We start from the raw sequence: 17,055 nt of genomic DNA on the forward strand, positions 1-17,055 counted from the left end.
ATGGATCTCGGGCTCAAGCGCGAGCTGGAGGAGAAGGTCAGGGCGGGTGTCCGTCTGACCCGTGAGGACGGCATCGCGCTGTACGAGTCGGACGACCTGGCCTGGCTCGGCGGCCTCGCGCACGAGGTGCGGACGCGCAAGAACGGCGACGTCGTGCACTTCAACGTCAACCGGCACCTCAACATGACCAACGTGTGCACGGCCTCCTGCGCGTACTGCTCCTTCCAGCGCAAGCCGGGGGAGAAGGACGCGTACACGATGCGCATCGAGGAGGCCGTCAAGCTCGCGACGGCGATGGAGTCGGAGAACCTCACCGAGCTGCACATCGTCAACGGGCTGCACCCGAACCTGCCGTGGCGGTACTACCCGCGGTCGCTGCGGGAGCTGAAGGCCGCGCTGCCGGACGTCTCGCTGAAGGCGTTCACGGCCACGGAGATCCACCACTTCGAGACCATCTCGGGCATGTCGGCGTCGGAGATCCTCGACGAGCTCATCGACGCCGGGCTGGAGTCCCTCACCGGTGGCGGCGCGGAGATCTTCGACTGGGAGGTCCGGCAGCACATCGTGGACCACCGCACCCACTGGGAGGACTGGTCCCGCATCCACCGGCTCGCGCACGAGAAGGGTCTGAAGACCCCGTGCACGATGCTGTACGGGCACATCGAGGAGCCCCGTCACCGGGTGGACCACGTGCTGCGGCTGCGTGAGCTCCAGGACGAGACCGGCGGCTTCCAGGTCTTCATCCCGCTGCGGTACCAGCACGACTTCGTCGACATGCAGGACGGCAAGGTGCGGAACCGGCTTCAGGCGCGGACGCAGATGGCGACGGGGGCGGAGGCGCTGAAGACCTTCGCCGTGTCGCGACTGCTGTTCGACAACGTGCCGCACGTCAAGGTGTTCTGGGTGATGCACGGGGTGCAGACCGCGCAGCTCGCGTTGCAGCACGGGGCGGACGACATGGACGGGTCCGTCGTCGAGTACAAGATCACGCATGACGCGGACAACTACGGGACGCCGAACAAGCTGACGCGTGAGGATCTGCTGGATCTGATTCGCGATGCCGGGTTCCGGCCCGTGGAGCGGAACACTCGGTACGAGATCATTCGGGAGTATGACGGGCCCGACCCTGAGCTTCGCGAGTCGCCGCAGCCTATGCGGGTGTGATTGCGGCTTCAGGTGGGTGGGGGTTGCTCGCGCCCCGCGGCGGAGCCGCATATCGGCAGAGTCCCGCGCCCCTGAGGGGGGTACCCGGAGGGCATGGTCAGAACCTCGGCACCTGAGGATGCCTATACCGCTGAACCCTTTGTTCCTGGTCGGGGCGGTCTTCCCGCTCTGCGGAAGGCCGCTGCCGAGTGTCGGGGGTGCCCGTTGCATCGGGATGCCACCCAGACCGTGTTCGGGGACGGGAGCAAGGACGCCCGGGTCATGCTCGTGGGGGAGCAGCCCGGGGATCAGGAGGACCGGCAGGGGAAGCCGTTCGTCGGGCCGGCCGGGAAGTTTGCTGGACCGGGCCCTTGAGGAAGCCGGTATCGATCCCTCCGAGGCCTACGTCACCAACGCCGTGAAGCACTTCAAGTTCACGCAGGCCGAGCCCAGGAAGCGGCGGATCCACAAGGCGCCCAGCCTGCGGGAGATGACCGCGTGCGGGCCCTGGCTGGCCGCGGAGCTCGCGGTCGTGGAGCCGGAGCTGATCGTCGTACTGGGGGCCACCGCCGGGAAGGCGCTGCTAGGGTCCTCCTTCCGGGTCACGCAGGTGCGGGGGACGGTGCTGGAGGAGGAGATCCACGGGCGGCCGGAGCGGCTGGTGCCGACCGTGCATCCGTCGTCGGTGCTGCGGTCCGACGACCGGGAGGCGGCGTACCGCGGGCTGGTGTCGGACCTGAAAGTGGCCGCGGACGCCCTGTCGTAATAGCTACAATCCGGTCATGCCCCTTACCTTCACGCTCGAACCAGCCGTCACCTCCGAGCTGCGTGACGGCCTGCTCGATCTGTGGGCCGATGCCTCCAACGCCGGCGGCGCCGTCGGGTACGTGCCTCCGGTGACGCGGGAGGAGATCCGCCCCGCGCTGGTGCAGCACTTCGTGTCGATGGCGGAGGGGCGGGTCAAACTGCTCGTCGGGCACGACGAGGAGGGGCACGTCGCGGCGACCGCGTTCCTGACGTTCAACACCCACCATCTGATGACGCACTGGCTGTGGCTGTACACGGTGATGGTGCACCCGCGGCATCAGGGGAAGGGGTACGGGCGGGATCTGCTGGGGGCCGCCGCGGACGCGGCCCGGGGGATGGACGGGATCGAGGCGATCCGGCTGACCTGCCGGGGCGGGCTCGGGCTGGAGCGGTTCTACGCGTCCTGCGGGTACAAGGAGGTCGGGCGGATTCCCGGGGCGATCCGGGTGGCGCCGGGCGAGGACCGGGACGACGTCATCATGCTGCTGCCGCTCGACTGACCCCCCTGCAAGATCGGCCGTTCGGCGTGCTTCACTGGACGGTGCCCCTTTGGGTGCGTTCTGGCCGTTCGAACCGGAAGAGTGGATTGAGATGCTCCGCTACACGCTGATGCGCCTCGGAATCTTCGTGGGCTGCCTCGTGGTCGTCTGGGGCGCTGTCTACTCGGGCATCGCCCCGCGCGGCCTCGGCGACAGCAACGGACTGTGGGTCGTGCTGCTCGCCCTGCTGATCTCCGCGCCGATCAGCTTCGTCGCGCTGCGCAAGGAGCGGGACCGGGCGTCCCTGCAGGTCGCGCAGCGCGTCGACCGGATGAAGGCCAACATGGACGCCAGCCGCAGCCAGGAGGACGTGGCCGACGACACCGCCCGCGCCCAGGGGCAGACCTCGTAAGGTCCCTCACACGCGTTCCGGCGCCCCGTTTCCGTACATGCTCGGAAACGGGGCGCTTTGCGTTGTATGGGTGTGTGTGCGTCGTCACCTATCAAAGCCAGGCTTTGGGGTCCCCAAAGCTCAGGTGTTAAGGTCGTTGCATGAAGTCAGCAGCCGCGCCCCACTCAGCCCTGAGCGTTCCGCTCGTGGCGCGCCTGCACGTGGATCTCTGTCGGTGCGCGTCCGCTTTCTGTCGTCCCTGACGTAACGCAACCCCCCCCGCCGTCTCCCACGTCAGTTTCCCAACGCGTCCCCCCAACGGAGTCAGTCCGTGTCCTCACACACGAAATCCTTCAAGGTGCCCTTCTGGGCCCAGATACTCGCCGGTCTCGTTCTGGGTGTGCTGCTCGGCTGGCTCGCCCGCGACCAGGACCTGTCCTGGCTGGTCACGACACTGGAGAAGGTCGGCGACACCTTCATCGGGCTGCTGAAGCTCGCGGTCGCCCCGCTCGTCTTCTTCGCGATCCTCGTCTCGATCACCAACCTGCGGAAGGTCAACAACGCGGCCCGCCTGGCCTCGCGCACCCTCCTCTGGTTCATGATCACCTCGCTGATCGCGGTCAGCATCGGCCTGGTCATCGGCCTGCTGACCAACCCCGGCGCCGGAACCGGCCTCACGCCCAAGGACGGCGCGAAGCCCGAGGACACCGGCTCCTGGATCGACTTCCTGACGGGCATCGTCCCGACCGACGTCATCACGCCGTTCACCGAGCTGAACGTGCTGCAGATCGTCTTCATGGCCGCCGTCGCCGGTATCGCCGCGCTCCAGCTCGGTGAGAAGGCCCAGCCGATCCTCACCCTGAGCGAGTCCGTCCTCAGCCTGCTCCAGAAGGCGCTGTGGTGGGTCATCCGGCTCGCCCCGCTGGGCACCATCGGCCTCATCGGCAACGCCATCGCCACCTACGGCTGGGACCTGATCGGCAAGTACGCGACGTTCACCGCCGACATCTACGTCGGCTGCCTCATCGTGCTTTTCGGCGTCTACCCGACGCTGCTCGCGACCGTCGCCAAGGTCAACCCGGTCCAGTTCTTCAAGGGCGCCTGGCCCGCGATCCAGCTGGCCTTCGTCTCCCGCTCGTCCGTGGGCACCATGCCGCTGACGCAGAAGGTCACCGAGCGGCTCGGCGTGCCGAAGGAGTACGCGTCCTTCGCCGTGCCGTTCGGCGCCACGACCAAGATGGACGGCTGCGCCGCCATCTACCCGGCGATCGCCGCGATCTTCGTCGCCCAGATCTTCGACATCCAGCTGGGCGTCGGCGACTACCTGCTGATCGCGTTCGTCTCGGTGGTCGGATCCGCCGCCACGGCCGGACTCACCGGCGCGACGGTCATGCTGACCCTCACCCTCTCCACCCTCGGCCTGCCGATGGAGGGCGTGGGCCTGCTCCTCGCGATCGACCCGATCCTGGACATGATCCGCACCGCGACCAACGTCGCCGGGCAGGCGCTGATCCCGGTGCTGGTCTCGGCCCGCGAGAACCTGCTCGACCGCACGGCGTACGCCACGGCCGACGGCTCCTCCCTGGACGAGCCGCGCGACAAGGCCGAGCCGGTCCCCGCGACCGCCTGAGGGCCGATCGCCCTCGACAGATGACGGGCCCCCTGGGCGGTCCTCCCCGGTTTCCCGGGCGAGAGCCGTCCAGGGGGCCCGTACGCTAAGCGGTATGGGTGCCGTGAAGACCAAGCGGATGCCGCGCGCCGTCCGTGAGCAGCAGATGCTGGACGCCGCCGTGCGGATCTTCGGCCAACGGGGCTACATGGCCGCGTCGATGGACGAGATAGCGGAACTGGCGGGCGTGTCCAAGCCGTTGGTCTACCTGTACCTCAACTCCAAGGAAGACCTCTTCACCGCCTGCATCCGCCGGGAGGCGGGGGCCCTCGTCGAGGCGGTACGGGCCGGGGTCCGGCGCGACCTGCCCGCCGACCGGCAACTCTGGGAAGGCCTCGGCGCCTTCTTCACACACACCGGCGAGAACCCGGACGCGTGGTCGGTCCTGCACCTCCAGGCCCGTACGCACGGCGAGCCGTTCGCCTCCGAGGTCGCCGCGATGCGCGAGGAGATCGTCGCGTTCGTGACGCAGCTGATCCTCGCCGGTGCCCGTGAGGCGCACCGCGACCCCGACCTGCCGGAGCGCGAGGTGGCCGGGCTCGCCGAGGCCCTGGTAGGCGCCGCCGAGTCGCTCGCCGCCTGGGCCAACGCCACCCCGGGCGTCACGGCCCGCCAGGCCGCGGCCACCCTGATGAACTTCGCCTGGGCGGGGCTCGGCGACCTCATGGCGGGGCGGCCCTGGGCGCCTGAGGAGGAGCAGCCCGGCCCTCACACCGGGTAGACGTCCCCCGTCACATGGATCCGGTCCGGGCGGCCGCGCAGCTCGAACCGGCCGTCCCGCGCCGCGTACGTCACCGTCCCGGGCAGCAGGACCGGTGCCCTGAACTCGGCGCGCAGATGGCAGGACTCCGGGACGCCGTGCGCGGCGAGGCAGCGGGCCACGGTCCACATGCCGTGGGCGATGGCCCGGGGAAAGCCGAACAGCCGGGCCGTGAGCGGGTGCAGGTGGATCGGGTTGCGGTCCCCGGACGCGGCCCCGTAGCGGCGCCCGACGTCCCCGGCGAGCCGCCATTCGGCGGCCTCGGGCAGCGGCTTGCGTGCCTCCGGCTCCCGGGGGCCCTCGGCCAGGTGGTGGGTGCGGTGCCGGGCCAGGTACGTGCTCCTCGACTCCCACGCGACGTCCCCGCCGCCGCGCACCTCGGTGACGACCGTGGCCTGCGTGCCGCGCCGGTGGGGGGCCAGCCCCTCGATGTGCACGGAGAGTTCGTACGCGCCGCTCGCCGGCATCCGGGCGTGCCGCGTGACGGTGAACGACGTGTGGACGAGACCGAGCAGCGGCAGCGGGAAGTCCCGGCCGCTCATCAGCCGCATGGCCAGGGGGAACCCGAGCACGTGCGGATACGTCACCGGCAGCGCGTCCTCCCCGGTCGGGAACCCGCAGACCCGCTCGTACGCCGCGAGCCGCGCGAGGTCGACACGCAGGCCCGGCAGGACGAGCCGGGTGCGGGGGAACTCCGCGTCGGGGCCCGGGTGTTTGAAGGGGGACAGCACGGCCCCGCGGGCGAGGAGCGGGGCGAGGGAGGGGGACCGGGTGAGGGCGAGATCGGTGGGGCCGGCCATCACGCCCCCAGCAGGCTCTGGCCGCAGACGCGGACGATCTGGCCGTTGACCGCGCCCGAGGCCGGGTGGGCCAGCCAGGCGGTGGTCTCGGCGACATCGGCCGGAAGGCCGCCCTGGGCGAGGGAGTTCATGCGGCGGCCCGCCTCGCGGATGAACAGCGGGACGGCCGCCGTCATCTTCGTCTCGATGAAGCCGGGCGCGACCGCGTTGACCGTCACACCGTGCTCTTCGAGCGCGCGCGGCGCCAGGGAGCGGACCAGGCCGACGACGCCCGCCTTGCTGGCGGCGTAGTTGGTCTGGCCGGCGTTACCGGCGATCCCCGCGATCGAGGCGGTGGCGACGATCCGGCCGCCGCGCCTCAGCGTCCCGTCCTTGAGCAGGGCGTCCGTGGTGCGCAGCACGCTCGCCAGATTCACTTCGAGGACGGAGATCCAGCGTTCGGCGGGCATGTTCACCAGGCGCCGGTCGCGGGTGATGCCCGCGTTGTGGATCAGCAGGTCCAGGCCGTCCGGCAGGGCCTCGGTGATCCGGGCGCCCGCGTCGGCGGACGTCATGTCGAGCAGCAGCGCGGTGCCGCCGAGCCGCTCGGCGACGCGCCGGGCGTCCTGCCCGGCCTGCGGCACATCGAGCACCACGACCCGGGCACCGTCCCGGGCGAGCGTCTCGGCGACCGCCTCACCGATGCCCCGGGCGGCACCGGTGACGAGGGCGGTGCGGCCGGTCAGGGGACGGTCCGGGTCGGCAGGAGTGGTCTCCTGGGGTGCTCCCACATCGATCACCTGCCCGCTCACATACGCCGACCTGGGCGACAGCAGGAAGCGCAGTGTGGACTCCGCGGCGGCGGCGTCCGTGAGCCGGACCAGGTTCACGGTCCTGCCCCGGCCGATCTCCTTGCCGAGGGAGCGCGTGAACCCCTCCAGGGCCTGCTGGGCCGCGGCCTGGTGGTGGTCGGCGGGGTCGAGCGGCGCGCCGAGCAGGACCACGCGCCCGCTCGTGGCGACCGGCCGCAGTACGGGATGCAGGGCGGCGTGCACCTCCGCCAGCCCCTCGACGTCCCGCACCCCGGTGGCGTCCAGGACGACGGCGGCCGCGCGGCCGGAGCCGGCCGGGCCGATCCCGGTGCGGGCGAGGACAGGCGCCAGGTCGAGACCGGACCGGCCGGCGGTGAGGTGCAGCAGGCCGCCGTCCAGGGCGGGCCGCTCCGGGGACCAGCGGGTCAGCGCCGCGGGCTGCGGCAGTCCCAGTCGGCGGGTGAGGAAGCGGCCGGGCGCGGTACCGGTAAAGCGCAGATAGCGGTCGGCCATGACAACTCCCAGTTCCGACGACGGCTCACTGAAGCCCCACCCCTGCTTACTCTGGAGTAAGGTTACCGGAGGTAAGGCTACGTCACGGACGAGGAGCAGGTCGAGATGAGCCCCCAGCAACTGTCGCCCTCAGTGCGGCGCGTGGCGATCGTCGGCGGAGCGCGCATCCCCTTCGCCCGTTCCGACGGCCCCTACGCCACCGCCTCCAACCAGCAGATGCTCACCGCCGCCCTCGACGGCCTCGTCGAGCGGTACGGGCTCCAGGAGCCCGGCGCGGTCGGCGAGCTCGTCGCCGGGGCCGTGCTCAAGCACAGCCGCGACTTCAACCTCGCCCGCGAGACCGTCCTCGGCTCGAAACTGCACCCCCGCACCCCCGCCTACGACATCCAGCAGGCCTGCGGCACCGGCCTCCAGGCCGTCATCGCCGCCGCCAACAAGATCGCCCTCGGCCAGACGGAGTCGGCGATCGCCGGCGGCGCGGACACGGCCAGCGACGCACCCCTCGGCGTCAACGACTCCCTGCGCCGCACCCTGCTGGAGGCCCGCCGGGCCAAGTCGCTCGGCGGCCGGATGAAGGCCCTGGCGAAGGTGCGCCCGGCCCACCTCGTCCCCGACATCCCGCGCAAAGCCGAGCCGCGCACCGGCCTGTCCATGGGCGAACACGCCGCCGTCACCGCCCGCGCCTGGGGCGTCGCCCGCGCGGCACAGGACGAACTCGCGGCCACCAGTCACCAGCGGCTGGCGGCGGCGTACGAACGCGGCTTCTTCCAGGACCTGGTCGTCCCCTTCCGCGGACTGGCCCGCGACCAGAACCTGCGCCCCGGCTCGAGAATGGACAAACTCGCGTCCCTGAAGCCGGTCTTCGGGCTTGACCAGCCCGACCCGACCATGACGGCCGGGAACTCCACCCCGCTGACCGACGGCGCCGCGACCGTCCTGCTGGCGAGCGAGGGGTGGGCCCGCGAGCGCGGCCTGGAGCCGCTGGCATACCTCACCGCGTACGAGACGGCGGCCGTCGACTTCGTGGACGGTGATGCGGCCGGCGGTGAGGACGGCCTGCTCATGGCACCGGCCCACGCCGTCCCGCGGATGCTGGAGCGGGCCGGGCTGGGCCTGGACGACTTCGACCTCGTCGAGATCCACGAGGCGTTCGCCTCCCAGGTGCTGGCGACCCTCGCCGCCTGGGAGAAGCGGGGCCTGGGCACGGTGGACCGCGCCCGGCTGAACGTCGCCGGCTCGTCCCTCGCCACCGGCCACCCCTTCGCCGCCACCGGCGCCCGGATCGTCGCCACCCTGGCCAAGCTCCTCACCGAACGGGACGCCCCCGCCCGCGGGCTGATCTCCGTCTGCGCGGCGGGCGGGCAGGGGGTGACGGCGATCCTGGAACGGGCCTGAGAGGAGCGGGCGGGCAAGGGGTGGCGGCGATCCTGGAACGGGGCCCGAGAGGAGCGGGCGGGCAAGGGGTGGCGGCGATCCTGGAACGGGCCCGAAAGCGGCGGACTCACGGAAACTGATAGACCCTCACGTAACCCCCGAGAATGCACAGGCCTGGCTCCGGACCATCCCCGAACCCGCACGAACTCGCCACGTGAGCACCGTACGATCCCGTTCCTACCGTCAGTAACCCCTTTCTGGGGGTTCAGCCGGTTGAGCGCCTCGGCGTGCGAGGCACGTACGTCATGCAGCAAGCAGTTTTTTCGCTGCACGCCCCAGGAGCCGCCCGTGTCCACTGCCTATCCCTCCTCCGCCTACGGCGACGCGTACGGAGGACCGGTGCTGGTTCAGCCCGAGGTACGGCGGCTGGACGGGGCGGTACGGGAGGCCTCCGTACCGCCACTGGCCCCGCCGTGGACCCACGGGTCGCTCGCCGACCTGCCCTTCGACAACGCGAGCGCGGATCCGGGCGCCGTGGCGCTCAGCCGCAAGGACGCCGACGGGCGCTGGAGCGACGTCACGGCGACGCGGTTCGCCGACCAGGTGCGGGCCGTGGCGAAGGGCCTGATCGCCGAGGGCCTCATGCCGGGCGACCGGGTCGCCGTGATGGCCCGCACGATCTACGAGTGGACCATCCTGGACTTCGCCGCCTGGGCGGCCGGACTGGTCACCGTCCCCGTCTACCCCACCTCCTCCGTCTTCCAGGCCCGCTGGATCCTCCAGGACTCCGGCGCGGTCGCCCTGGTCACCGAGACCGCCGCGCAGGCCGCCGCCCTCGGCCCCGAGCGCGAACGCCTGCCCGACCTCAAGCACCTGTGGATCGTCGAGAAGGGCCACGTGGACCGGCTCGCGGAAGCCGGGGCGCACCTGACCGACCAGGAGGTCGAGGTGCGGCGCGGCATGCTCGGCCCGGACACCCTCGCCACCCTCGTCTACACCTCGGGCACCACCGGCCGCCCCAAGGGCTGCGCGCTCACCCACGGCAACTTCTTCGCCGAGGTCGACAACGCCATCGAGCTGCTCTACCCCGTCTTCCGGGCGAAGACCAGCGAAGAGGCCTCGGTCCTGCTGTTCCTGCCGATGTCCCACGTCTTCGGCCGCATGGTGGCCATCGCCTGCATCCGGGCCCGCGTCCGGCTGGGCCACGCGCCCAGCATCAAGGCCGAGCGCCTGCTCCCGGACCTGGCCGGCTTCCGGCCGACCTGTCTGCTGGCCATCCCGTACATGCTGGAGAAGGTCTTCAACTCGGCCCGCGCCAAGGCCGAGGCGGGCGGCCGGGTCTCGTCGTTCGACCGCGCGGTGGCGGTGGCGCAGCGCTACGGAGAGGCCCTGGAGGCCCAGCAGACCGGCACCGGCCCCGGCCCCTCCCGCGCCCTGAAGACCGCCCGCGCCTTCTACGACCCCCTGGTCTACCGCCGCATCCGCAACGCCATGGGCGGCAGAGTCCGCTACGCCATCTGCGGCGGCTCCCCGCTCGGCCGCCGCCTCGCCGCGTTCTACGCCGGTGCCGGCATCGAGATCTTCGAGGGCTACGGCCTGACGGAGACCACCGGCGCGAGCACCGTCACCCCGCCCCTGAAACCCCGGCTGGGCACCGTCGGCTGGCCGCTGCCCGGCACCCGCGTCCGCATCGCCGCCGACGGGGAGATCCTCGTCGCCGGCGACCACGTGCTGCGCGGCTACTGGGACCCGCAGGCCGGCGGCGTCGCCCCCGCCGCCCCCGACGGCTGGCTCGCCACCGGCGACCTCGGCGAACTGGACGACGAGGGCTACCTGACGATCACCGGCCGCAAGAAGGAACTGCTCATCACCGCGGGCGGCAAGTCCGTCGCCCCGGCCCCGCTGGAGAACTGGCTGCGCTCACACCCGCTGATCTCCCAGTGCCTCGTTCTGGGCGACGGCCGCCCCTTCGTCTCGGCGCTGATCACCCTCGACCCCGACGGCATCACCCACTGGCGCCAGATGAACGGCAAACACCCCGTACCGCCCACGCTCCTCATCGACGACGAGGAACTGCGCGCCGTCCTCCAGCGTGCCGTCGACGAGGCCAACAAGATGGTCTCCCGCCCGGAGTCCATCCGCCGCTTCGTCATCCTCCCTCAGGACTTCACGGAGGAAGCGGGCCATCTGACCCCCTCGATGAAGCTCCGCCGCGAGGCCGTGCTGCGCGCGTTCGCCGCGGAAGTGGAGGGTCTGTACACGCGGTGAGCCACCTTTGCGATCTCTTCACACGTGGTTCTTGACGACGCCCGGCGTCTGCCCGTTGGCTTTCGACCACCTCGTCACGATGCTCCCCCCATCGGAAGGCACCACCAGTGATAGCGCGCAACCCCCGTCAGGCCGCCGTGCGGCGTCTCTCCATAGCCCTGGCGGTCTCCGTGTCGGCCCTGTCCCTCGCCGCCTGCGGCGACGGCGGGAGTGACGACACCGCCGCGAAGAAGGGCAACGACATCACGGTGGGCCTCCTGCTGCCCGACCTTGACACGGCACGCTTCGAGAAGTTCGACTACCCGCTGATCAAGCAGGAGGTCGCGTCCCTCACGGAGAACAAGGGCAAGGTCCGCTACGCCAACGCCGAGGCCAGCGTCTCCAGACAGAGCGAGCAGTTCCAGAAGATGATCGACGACAAGGTGGACGTCATCCTCGTCGACGCGCTGAACTCCAAGACCATCGCCACGGACGTGCAGAAGGCCAAGGACGCCGGCATCCCGGTCATCGCCTACGACCGCCTCGCCGAGGGCCCGATCGACGCCTACGTCTCCCACGACAACGAACTCGTCGGCCAGGTCCAGGGCCGCGCCATCATCGGGGAACTCGGCGACAAGGCCGAGAAGAGCAAGGTCGTCATGATGAACGGCGACCCCGCCGACCCCAACACCGCACGCTTCAAGGACGGCGCGCTCAGCGAACTCCAGGGCCAGGTCGACATCGTGAAGCAGTACGACACCAAGGAGTGGAAGCCCGCGATCGCCAAGGCCAACATGAAGAAGGCGATCCAGGCCGTCGGCCTGAACAACATCGCCGCCGTCTACTCGGCCAACGACGGCATGGCGGGCGCCGTCATCGAGGCGCTGCAGGAGGCCGGCGCCACCAGGATGCCGCCGGTGACCGGGCAGGACGCCAACCTCGACGCGGTGCAGCGGATCGTGTCCGGCGAGCAGTACATGACCGTGTACAAGTCCTTCCTGCTGGAGGCGACCAACGCCGCGAAGATCGCGGTGGCCAAGGTCCAGGGACGCTCGATCGAGTTCGCCGCGCTGACCCGGGAGACGGTCGACAGCCCGACGCAGAAGAACATCCCCGCGATGCTGGTCCCGGTGGTCGCCCTCACCAAGGACAACATCAAGGACACGGTGATCACGGACGGCGTGTACACCGTGAAGGACATCTGCACCTCGAAGTACAAGGCGGACTGCGCGGCCATCGGCCTCGAGTAGCGGACGTGCGGGGGGCGGGCCGCGTGGGCTTCGGGCTCGGGTAGCGGACGCACGCCGGGTGGGCCGCGTGGGCTTCGGGCTCGGGTAGCGGACGCATGCCGGGTGGGCCGCGTGGGCTTCGGGCTCGGGTCGTGCGGCGGGTGCCGCACGGGTCTTGACTTCGCAAGACCCGTGCGCGACATTCCCCACCCCTTTCGCGTTCTCGTCGGGCTGGAGCGGCCATGACCACACGCACGGACACCGCGGGCACTGCCGGAGCCCCGTCCCGAAGACGACTGCTGGCCGGTGCCGCCGGTGCCGGTCTCGCGGTCGCCGCAGGAGTACAACAGGGCGCCCATGCGGCCGACTTACCCCCGCTCGGCACGTACGACGTCGTCGTCATCGGCTCCGGCGCCGCCGGGATGACCGCCGCGCTGACCGCCGCGCGCCAGGGCCTGAGCTGCGTGGTCGTGGAGAAGGCACCGACCTTCGGCGGCTCGGCTGCCCGCTCCGGCGCCGGCATCTGGATCCCCAACAACGCGGTGATCCTCGCGGCCGGGGTCCCGGACACCCCTGCGAAGGCCGCCGCCTACCTCGCCGCGGTCGTCGGCCCGGACGTCCCCGCCGACCGGCAGCGGGCCTTCCTCACCCACGGCCCGGCGACGATCTCCTTCGTCATGGCCAACAGCCCCCTGCGGTTCCGCTGGATGGAGGGCTACAGCGACTACTACCCCGAACTGCCCGGCGGCCTGCCGGGCGGCCGCTCCATCGAGCCGGACCAGTTCGACGGCAACCTCCTGGGCGCCGAACTGGCGCACCTGAACCCGCCGTACATGGACGTCCCCGCGGGCATGGTCGTCTTCAGCGCCGACTACAAGTGGGTCGCCCTGGCCGCCGTGAACGCCCGGGGCGCGGCCGTAGCCGCCCAGTGCCTGGCCCGCGGCGCGAAAGCGGCGACGCTCGGCCAGAAGCCCCTGACGATGGGCCAGGCGCTGGCGGCGGGCCTGCGCGCCGGGCTGCGATCGGCCGGGGTCCCGGTATGGCTGAACACGCCCCTGACGGACCTGCACGTCGAGAACGGCACGGTGACGGGAGCCGTCGTCACCTGCGACGGCGCTCCCGGCCTGCTCCGCGCCCGCCGGGGGGTGATCGTCGGCTCGGGTGGATTCGAGCACAACGCGGCGATGCGCCGGCGTTTCCAGCGGCAGCCCATCGGCACGGAGTGGACCGTCGGGGCCAAGGAGAACACCGGCGACGGCATCCGGGCGGGGGAGCGACTGGGCGCCGCGCTCGACCTGATGGAGGACGCCTGGTGGGGCCCGGCGATCCCGATCCCCGGCGAGCCGTACTTCTGCCTCGCCGAACGCACCCTGCCCGGCGGGCTGCTGGTGAACGGCTCGGGCCGGCGCTTCGTCAACGAGGCCGCGCCCTACAGCGACGTCGTGCACACCATGTACGACGTCCACGACACCGACCCGGCCATCCCGTGCTGGCTCGTCGTCGACCAGAACTACCGCAACCGGTACCTCTTCAAGGACGTCCTGCCGACGCTGCCCTTCCCCGACGCCTGGTACGACTCCGGGGCGGCGCACAAGGAGTGGACCCTGGACGCCCTGGCCGCCTCGATCGGCGTCCCCGCGGCGGCCCTGCGCACCAGCGTCAACCGCTTCAACGCCCAGGCGCGGCAGGGCGAGGACCCCGACTTCCACCGGGGCGACAGCGCCTACGACCACTACTACACGGACCCGTCGGTCCTCCCCAACCCCTGCCTCGCCCCCCTCTGGCTCCCCCCGTACCACGCCTTCCGCATCGTCCCCGGCGACCTCGGCACGAAGGGCGGCCTGCGCACGGACGCCCGGGCCCGGGTGCTGCGGGAGGACGGCTCGGTGATCCCCGGCCTGTACGCGGCGGGGAACGCCAGCGCGGCCGTGATGGGCCACAGCTACGCGGGCGCGGGCTCGACGATCGGCCCGGCGATGACGTTCGGATACATCGCGGCGCGGGATATGGCGGAGGCACGCTAGGGGCTGGGCTGGGCTGGGCTGGGCTGGGCTGGGCTGCGCTGCGCTGGTCTGGGCGTCGGCGGGGGTGTGCCCGGCTGGGGGGCTGGGCTGGGCGTCGTCCGGCGGCGGGATGGTGGGGTTGTTTGACCGGCAGAGGTTCGCTTGGGGGAGGGTGTGCCCGGTTGCGCGGCAGGGCAGGGCTGGGCCTTGGCCGGTGGCAGCCGGGTTGGTGGTCGGCAGCGGGCCCGCTCTGGGGAGCGTGACCGGCTGCGGGGCCGCTCGGGCATCGCACGTGGGGCTGGGCGATGCCTTGAGCGGCCGGTGACGGAGGTTCCTAGGCGGTTGCCTGCGCCGGCTTGCGGGCCACGAGGCTTGCCTGGGCGACCGGCTCGCCGCTGGTCTCGTCCGGCTCGCGCACCGTCCGTGCGCGGAGGGTGAAACCGGCGGCTTCCAGCAGGGCCGCGACGCGCTCGGGCCGCCGTCGGCGGAACGTCAGGGACACCGGGTGGCCGAAGGCCTCCTCGTAGCGGCGGGGCTCGTCCCCGGACTGGAAGCCGAGGAGCAGATGGCCGCCGGGGCGCAGGACGCGGTGGAAACCGGCGAAGAGGGCGGGCAGGTGCTCGTCCGGGGTGTGGATGATCGAGTACCAGGACACGACACCGTCGAGCGAGGAGTCCGGCAGGTCCAGCTCCAGCATCGAGCCCCGCACGAACCGCAGGCCCGGGTTCTCACGGCGGGCGATCGCGAGCATCGACTCCGACAGGTCCAGCCCGAACACCGACAGCCCCCGGGACGCCAGGTACGCCGTCACCCGCCCGGGCCCGCACCCCAGGTCGGCGACCTCGCCCCCCTCGCCCACGAGCTCCGCGAAGCCGTGGAGCACGCCCCGGTCCAGGGGCGTCCCCGGGCGCAGATCACTGAATTGGACGGCGTACTCCTCGGCCACGGTGTCGTAGAACACGCGGGTCTCGGTCACGAAGTCAGCGTCAGTCATGGCCGGAGACCCTAGCGCGGCCTCACCCCGCACAGGGGCCCGGGGCTTTCCGGCGCCTGGGCCTGCCCGTGACGTGACGTCAGGAGGGCGGCGGCCGGGGCCGAGCTAGGGGCCGTCCCCCTGGTCTCCCCGTTTCCGTCCGGCGCCGATACCCGCGCCCGCTCCGATCGCCGTGCCGAATCCGAGGCCCAGGGCCAGGCCCAGGGCGAGGTTGTCGAAGACGGTCATACCGAGCACGAGTCCTATGGCCGTGCCGAGGGACAGGCCGACCGACAGGCCCGTGGCCAGGGATGGGTCGGCGGGAGCACCGCCGTCCTCCCCACTGTTCTCCTGGTCTTTCCGCATGCGCTCATCGTCCCATGGCCGGAATTCGCCGGGAATTCATCGGACAGAAGGGTCCGGAAAGGGCAGGAGCCCCGTCGCCTTGCGGCGCGGGGCTCCTTGGGTACTACAAATCAGACCGGCGTGACGTTCTCAGCCTGCGGGCCCTTCGGACCCTGCGTGACGTCGAAAGACACCTGCTGGTTCTCCTCGAGCGAGCGGAAGCCGCTCGCGTTGATCGCGGAGTAGTGGACGAAGACGTCGGGGCCGCCGCCCTCCTGGGCGATGAAACCAAAGCCCTTTTCGGCGTTGAACCACTTCACGGTTCCGGTAGCCATAAGCCCTCCTTGGGCTTCAAAAGGGTTGCCCTGCTCCAGAACCAGCAAGTGTGAAGATGAATTCCGCACAAGTGCATATGTCTGTGAATGACGAGAGCCCGCGGTCACATGCTCCGCAGGCTCTGTACTGCAAGGGAAACCAAACTGCAACTTGCGATGAGCCTAGCACGCAGGCCCCGGAATGCAATAGGGGTCAAGATCACGTCACCCGAATGTTTGAACAACCCTCGGCCGACCGGCGGTAGGGGGTGCCCACGGCGGGCCACACCCCGGCGGCGGGCCCGCGCGCCGGTCCGTACGCCGTGAGGGCTAGCCTCACGATGTGGACAATCCTCGCACCCGGCCGCGCGTCGGCCACATCCAGTTCCTGAACTGCCTGCCCCTGTACTGGGGGCTCGCCAGAACGGGCACGCTCCTCGACTTCGAGCTCTCCAAGGACACCCCGGAGAAGCTCAGCGAGAAGCTGGTGCAGGGCGAGCTCGACATCGGTCCGATCACCCTTGTCGAGTTCCTCCGGCACGCCGACGACCTGGTCGCCTTCCCCGACATCGCCGTCGGCTGCGACGGCCCGGTGATGTCCTGCGTGATCGTCTCCCAGGTCCCGCTGGACCGGCTGGACGGCGCCCGCGTCGCCCTCGGGTCGACCTCCCGCACCTCCGTCCGCCTCGCCCAGCTGCTCCTCGCCGAGCGCTACGGCGTCCAGCCGGACTACTACACCTGCCCGCCCGACCTGAGCCTGATGATGCAGGAGGCCGACGCCGCCGTCCTCATCGGTGACGCGGCGCTGCGCGCGAACATGCTCGACGGGCCGCGCTTCGGCCTGCACGTGCACGACCTGGGCGCGCTGTGGAAGGAGTGGACGGGCCTGCCGTTCGTCTTCGCGGTCTGGGCGGCCCGCCGCGACTACCTGGAGCGCGAGCCGGTCATCACCCGCCGTGTGCACGAGGCCTTCCTCGACTCCCGCAACCTCTCCCTGGAGGAGGTCGGCAAGGTCGCCGAGCAGGCCGCCCGCTGGGAGGCCTTCGACGAGGAGACCCTCGCCCGCTACTTCACGACCCTCGACTTCCGCTTCGGCGGCCCGCAGCTGGCGGCGGTCGCCGAGTTCGCCCGACGGGTCGGCCCGACGACCGGCTTCCCGGCGGACGTGAAGGTGGACCTGCTCCAGCCGTGAGCCGGGCGGTGCTCCCGCACTACTC

The 17,055-nt window shown here is 71.2% G+C and carries 17 protein-coding genes and 1 pseudogene; 13 read left to right on the forward strand and 5 right to left on the reverse strand.

Features of this window, described 5'->3' with window-relative positions:
* The 8 genes and pseudogenes from mqnE to CEB94_RS23410 all read left to right on the forward strand — a co-directional run bounded on the left by mqnE (position 1) and on the right by CEB94_RS23410 (position 5,210).
* Positions 1-1,164 (forward strand): aminofutalosine synthase MqnE, encoded by a 1,164-nt coding sequence (mqnE, locus tag CEB94_RS23385; protein WP_175434081.1) that lies wholly within the window; start codon positions 1-3, stop codon positions 1,162-1,164.
* A gap of 93 nt (positions 1,165-1,257) precedes the next feature.
* Complete coding sequence (locus tag CEB94_RS41910; RefSeq protein WP_342789745.1) at positions 1,258-1,518, forward strand: uracil-DNA glycosylase family protein; 261 nt, start codon at positions 1,258-1,260, stop codon at positions 1,516-1,518.
* Positions 1,451-1,909, forward strand: coding sequence for a uracil-DNA glycosylase family protein (locus tag CEB94_RS23390; protein WP_342790431.1), 459 nt, complete (start codon positions 1,451-1,453; stop codon positions 1,907-1,909). The genes CEB94_RS41910 and CEB94_RS23390 overlap by 68 nt, the downstream gene beginning before the upstream one ends.
* A 16-nt stretch (positions 1,910-1,925) precedes the next feature.
* Entirely contained in the window at positions 1,926-2,450 is a 525-nt protein-coding gene (locus CEB94_RS23395; protein ID WP_175434082.1) for a GNAT family N-acetyltransferase, read from the forward strand.
* A 91-nt stretch (positions 2,451-2,541) separates the two neighbouring features.
* Complete coding sequence (locus CEB94_RS23400; protein ID WP_175434083.1) at positions 2,542-2,841, forward strand: DUF4229 domain-containing protein; 300 nt, start codon at positions 2,542-2,544, stop codon at positions 2,839-2,841.
* A gap of 182 nt (positions 2,842-3,023) precedes the next feature.
* Positions 3,024-3,083: pseudogene (locus CEB94_RS42255) on the forward strand (putative leader peptide); the annotation flags it as partial.
* A gap of 68 nt (positions 3,084-3,151) precedes the next feature.
* Complete coding sequence (locus CEB94_RS23405; protein WP_175434084.1) at positions 3,152-4,450, forward strand: dicarboxylate/amino acid:cation symporter; 1,299 nt, start codon at positions 3,152-3,154, stop codon at positions 4,448-4,450.
* 94 nt (positions 4,451-4,544) lie between these two features.
* Positions 4,545-5,210: a TetR/AcrR family transcriptional regulator gene (locus CEB94_RS23410; RefSeq protein ID WP_175434085.1), complete on the forward strand. Its 666-nt coding sequence runs from the start codon at positions 4,545-4,547 to the stop codon at positions 5,208-5,210.
* Here the strand turns inward: CEB94_RS23410 and CEB94_RS23415 are convergent.
* Positions 5,198-6,049: a MaoC family dehydratase gene (locus CEB94_RS23415; RefSeq protein ID WP_175434086.1), complete on the reverse strand. Its 852-nt coding sequence runs from the start codon at positions 6,047-6,049 to the stop codon at positions 5,198-5,200. The genes CEB94_RS23410 and CEB94_RS23415 overlap by 13 nt on opposite strands.
* Entirely contained in the window at positions 6,049-7,353 is a 1,305-nt protein-coding gene (locus CEB94_RS23420) for a 3-oxoacyl-ACP reductase (RefSeq protein ID WP_175434087.1), read from the reverse strand. The genes CEB94_RS23415 and CEB94_RS23420 overlap by 1 nt, the downstream gene beginning before the upstream one ends.
* A 105-nt stretch (positions 7,354-7,458) precedes the next feature.
* Between CEB94_RS23420 and CEB94_RS23425 the strand changes: the two genes are divergently transcribed.
* The 4 genes from CEB94_RS23425 to kstD all read left to right on the forward strand — a co-directional run bounded on the left by CEB94_RS23425 (position 7,459) and on the right by kstD (position 14,227).
* On the forward strand, positions 7,459-8,748 hold the full coding sequence (locus CEB94_RS23425; protein ID WP_175434088.1) for an acetyl-CoA C-acetyltransferase: 1,290 nt from the start codon (positions 7,459-7,461) through the stop codon (positions 8,746-8,748).
* 327 nt (positions 8,749-9,075) lie between these two features.
* Positions 9,076-10,995, forward strand: coding sequence for an AMP-dependent synthetase/ligase (locus CEB94_RS23430; protein WP_175434089.1), 1,920 nt, complete (start codon positions 9,076-9,078; stop codon positions 10,993-10,995).
* A 107-nt stretch (positions 10,996-11,102) separates the two neighbouring features.
* Positions 11,103-12,224, forward strand: coding sequence for a sugar ABC transporter substrate-binding protein (locus CEB94_RS23435; RefSeq protein WP_175434090.1), 1,122 nt, complete (start codon positions 11,103-11,105; stop codon positions 12,222-12,224).
* A gap of 221 nt (positions 12,225-12,445) precedes the next feature.
* Complete coding sequence (gene kstD, locus CEB94_RS23440) at positions 12,446-14,227, forward strand: 3-oxosteroid 1-dehydrogenase (RefSeq protein ID WP_175434091.1); 1,782 nt, start codon at positions 12,446-12,448, stop codon at positions 14,225-14,227.
* Between the two features lie 313 nt (positions 14,228-14,540).
* Here kstD and CEB94_RS23445 read toward each other — a convergent pair whose 3' ends face one another.
* The 3 genes from CEB94_RS23445 to CEB94_RS23455 form a co-directional block, all read right to left on the reverse strand.
* Positions 14,541-15,200: a class I SAM-dependent methyltransferase gene (locus CEB94_RS23445; protein WP_175434092.1), complete on the reverse strand. Its 660-nt coding sequence runs from the start codon at positions 15,198-15,200 to the stop codon at positions 14,541-14,543.
* A gap of 105 nt (positions 15,201-15,305) precedes the next feature.
* Positions 15,306-15,545: a hypothetical protein gene (locus tag CEB94_RS23450; protein ID WP_175434093.1), complete on the reverse strand. Its 240-nt coding sequence runs from the start codon at positions 15,543-15,545 to the stop codon at positions 15,306-15,308.
* A 110-nt stretch (positions 15,546-15,655) separates the two neighbouring features.
* The gene (locus CEB94_RS23455) at positions 15,656-15,859 is read right to left on the reverse strand and encodes a cold-shock protein (RefSeq protein ID WP_003992177.1); all 204 of its coding nucleotides are present in this window, start codon (positions 15,857-15,859) and stop codon (positions 15,656-15,658) included.
* Positions 15,860-16,181: 322 nt separating this feature from the next.
* Between CEB94_RS23455 and CEB94_RS23460 the strand changes: the two genes are divergently transcribed.
* On the forward strand, positions 16,182-17,030 hold the full coding sequence (locus CEB94_RS23460) for a menaquinone biosynthetic enzyme MqnA/MqnD family protein (protein WP_175434094.1): 849 nt from the start codon (positions 16,182-16,184) through the stop codon (positions 17,028-17,030).
* Positions 17,031-17,055 lie beyond the last annotated feature (25 nt).

Source organism: Streptomyces hawaiiensis (assembly GCF_004803895.1).
Taxonomy (GTDB): Bacteria; Actinomycetota; Actinomycetes; order Streptomycetales; family Streptomycetaceae; genus Streptomyces; species Streptomyces hawaiiensis.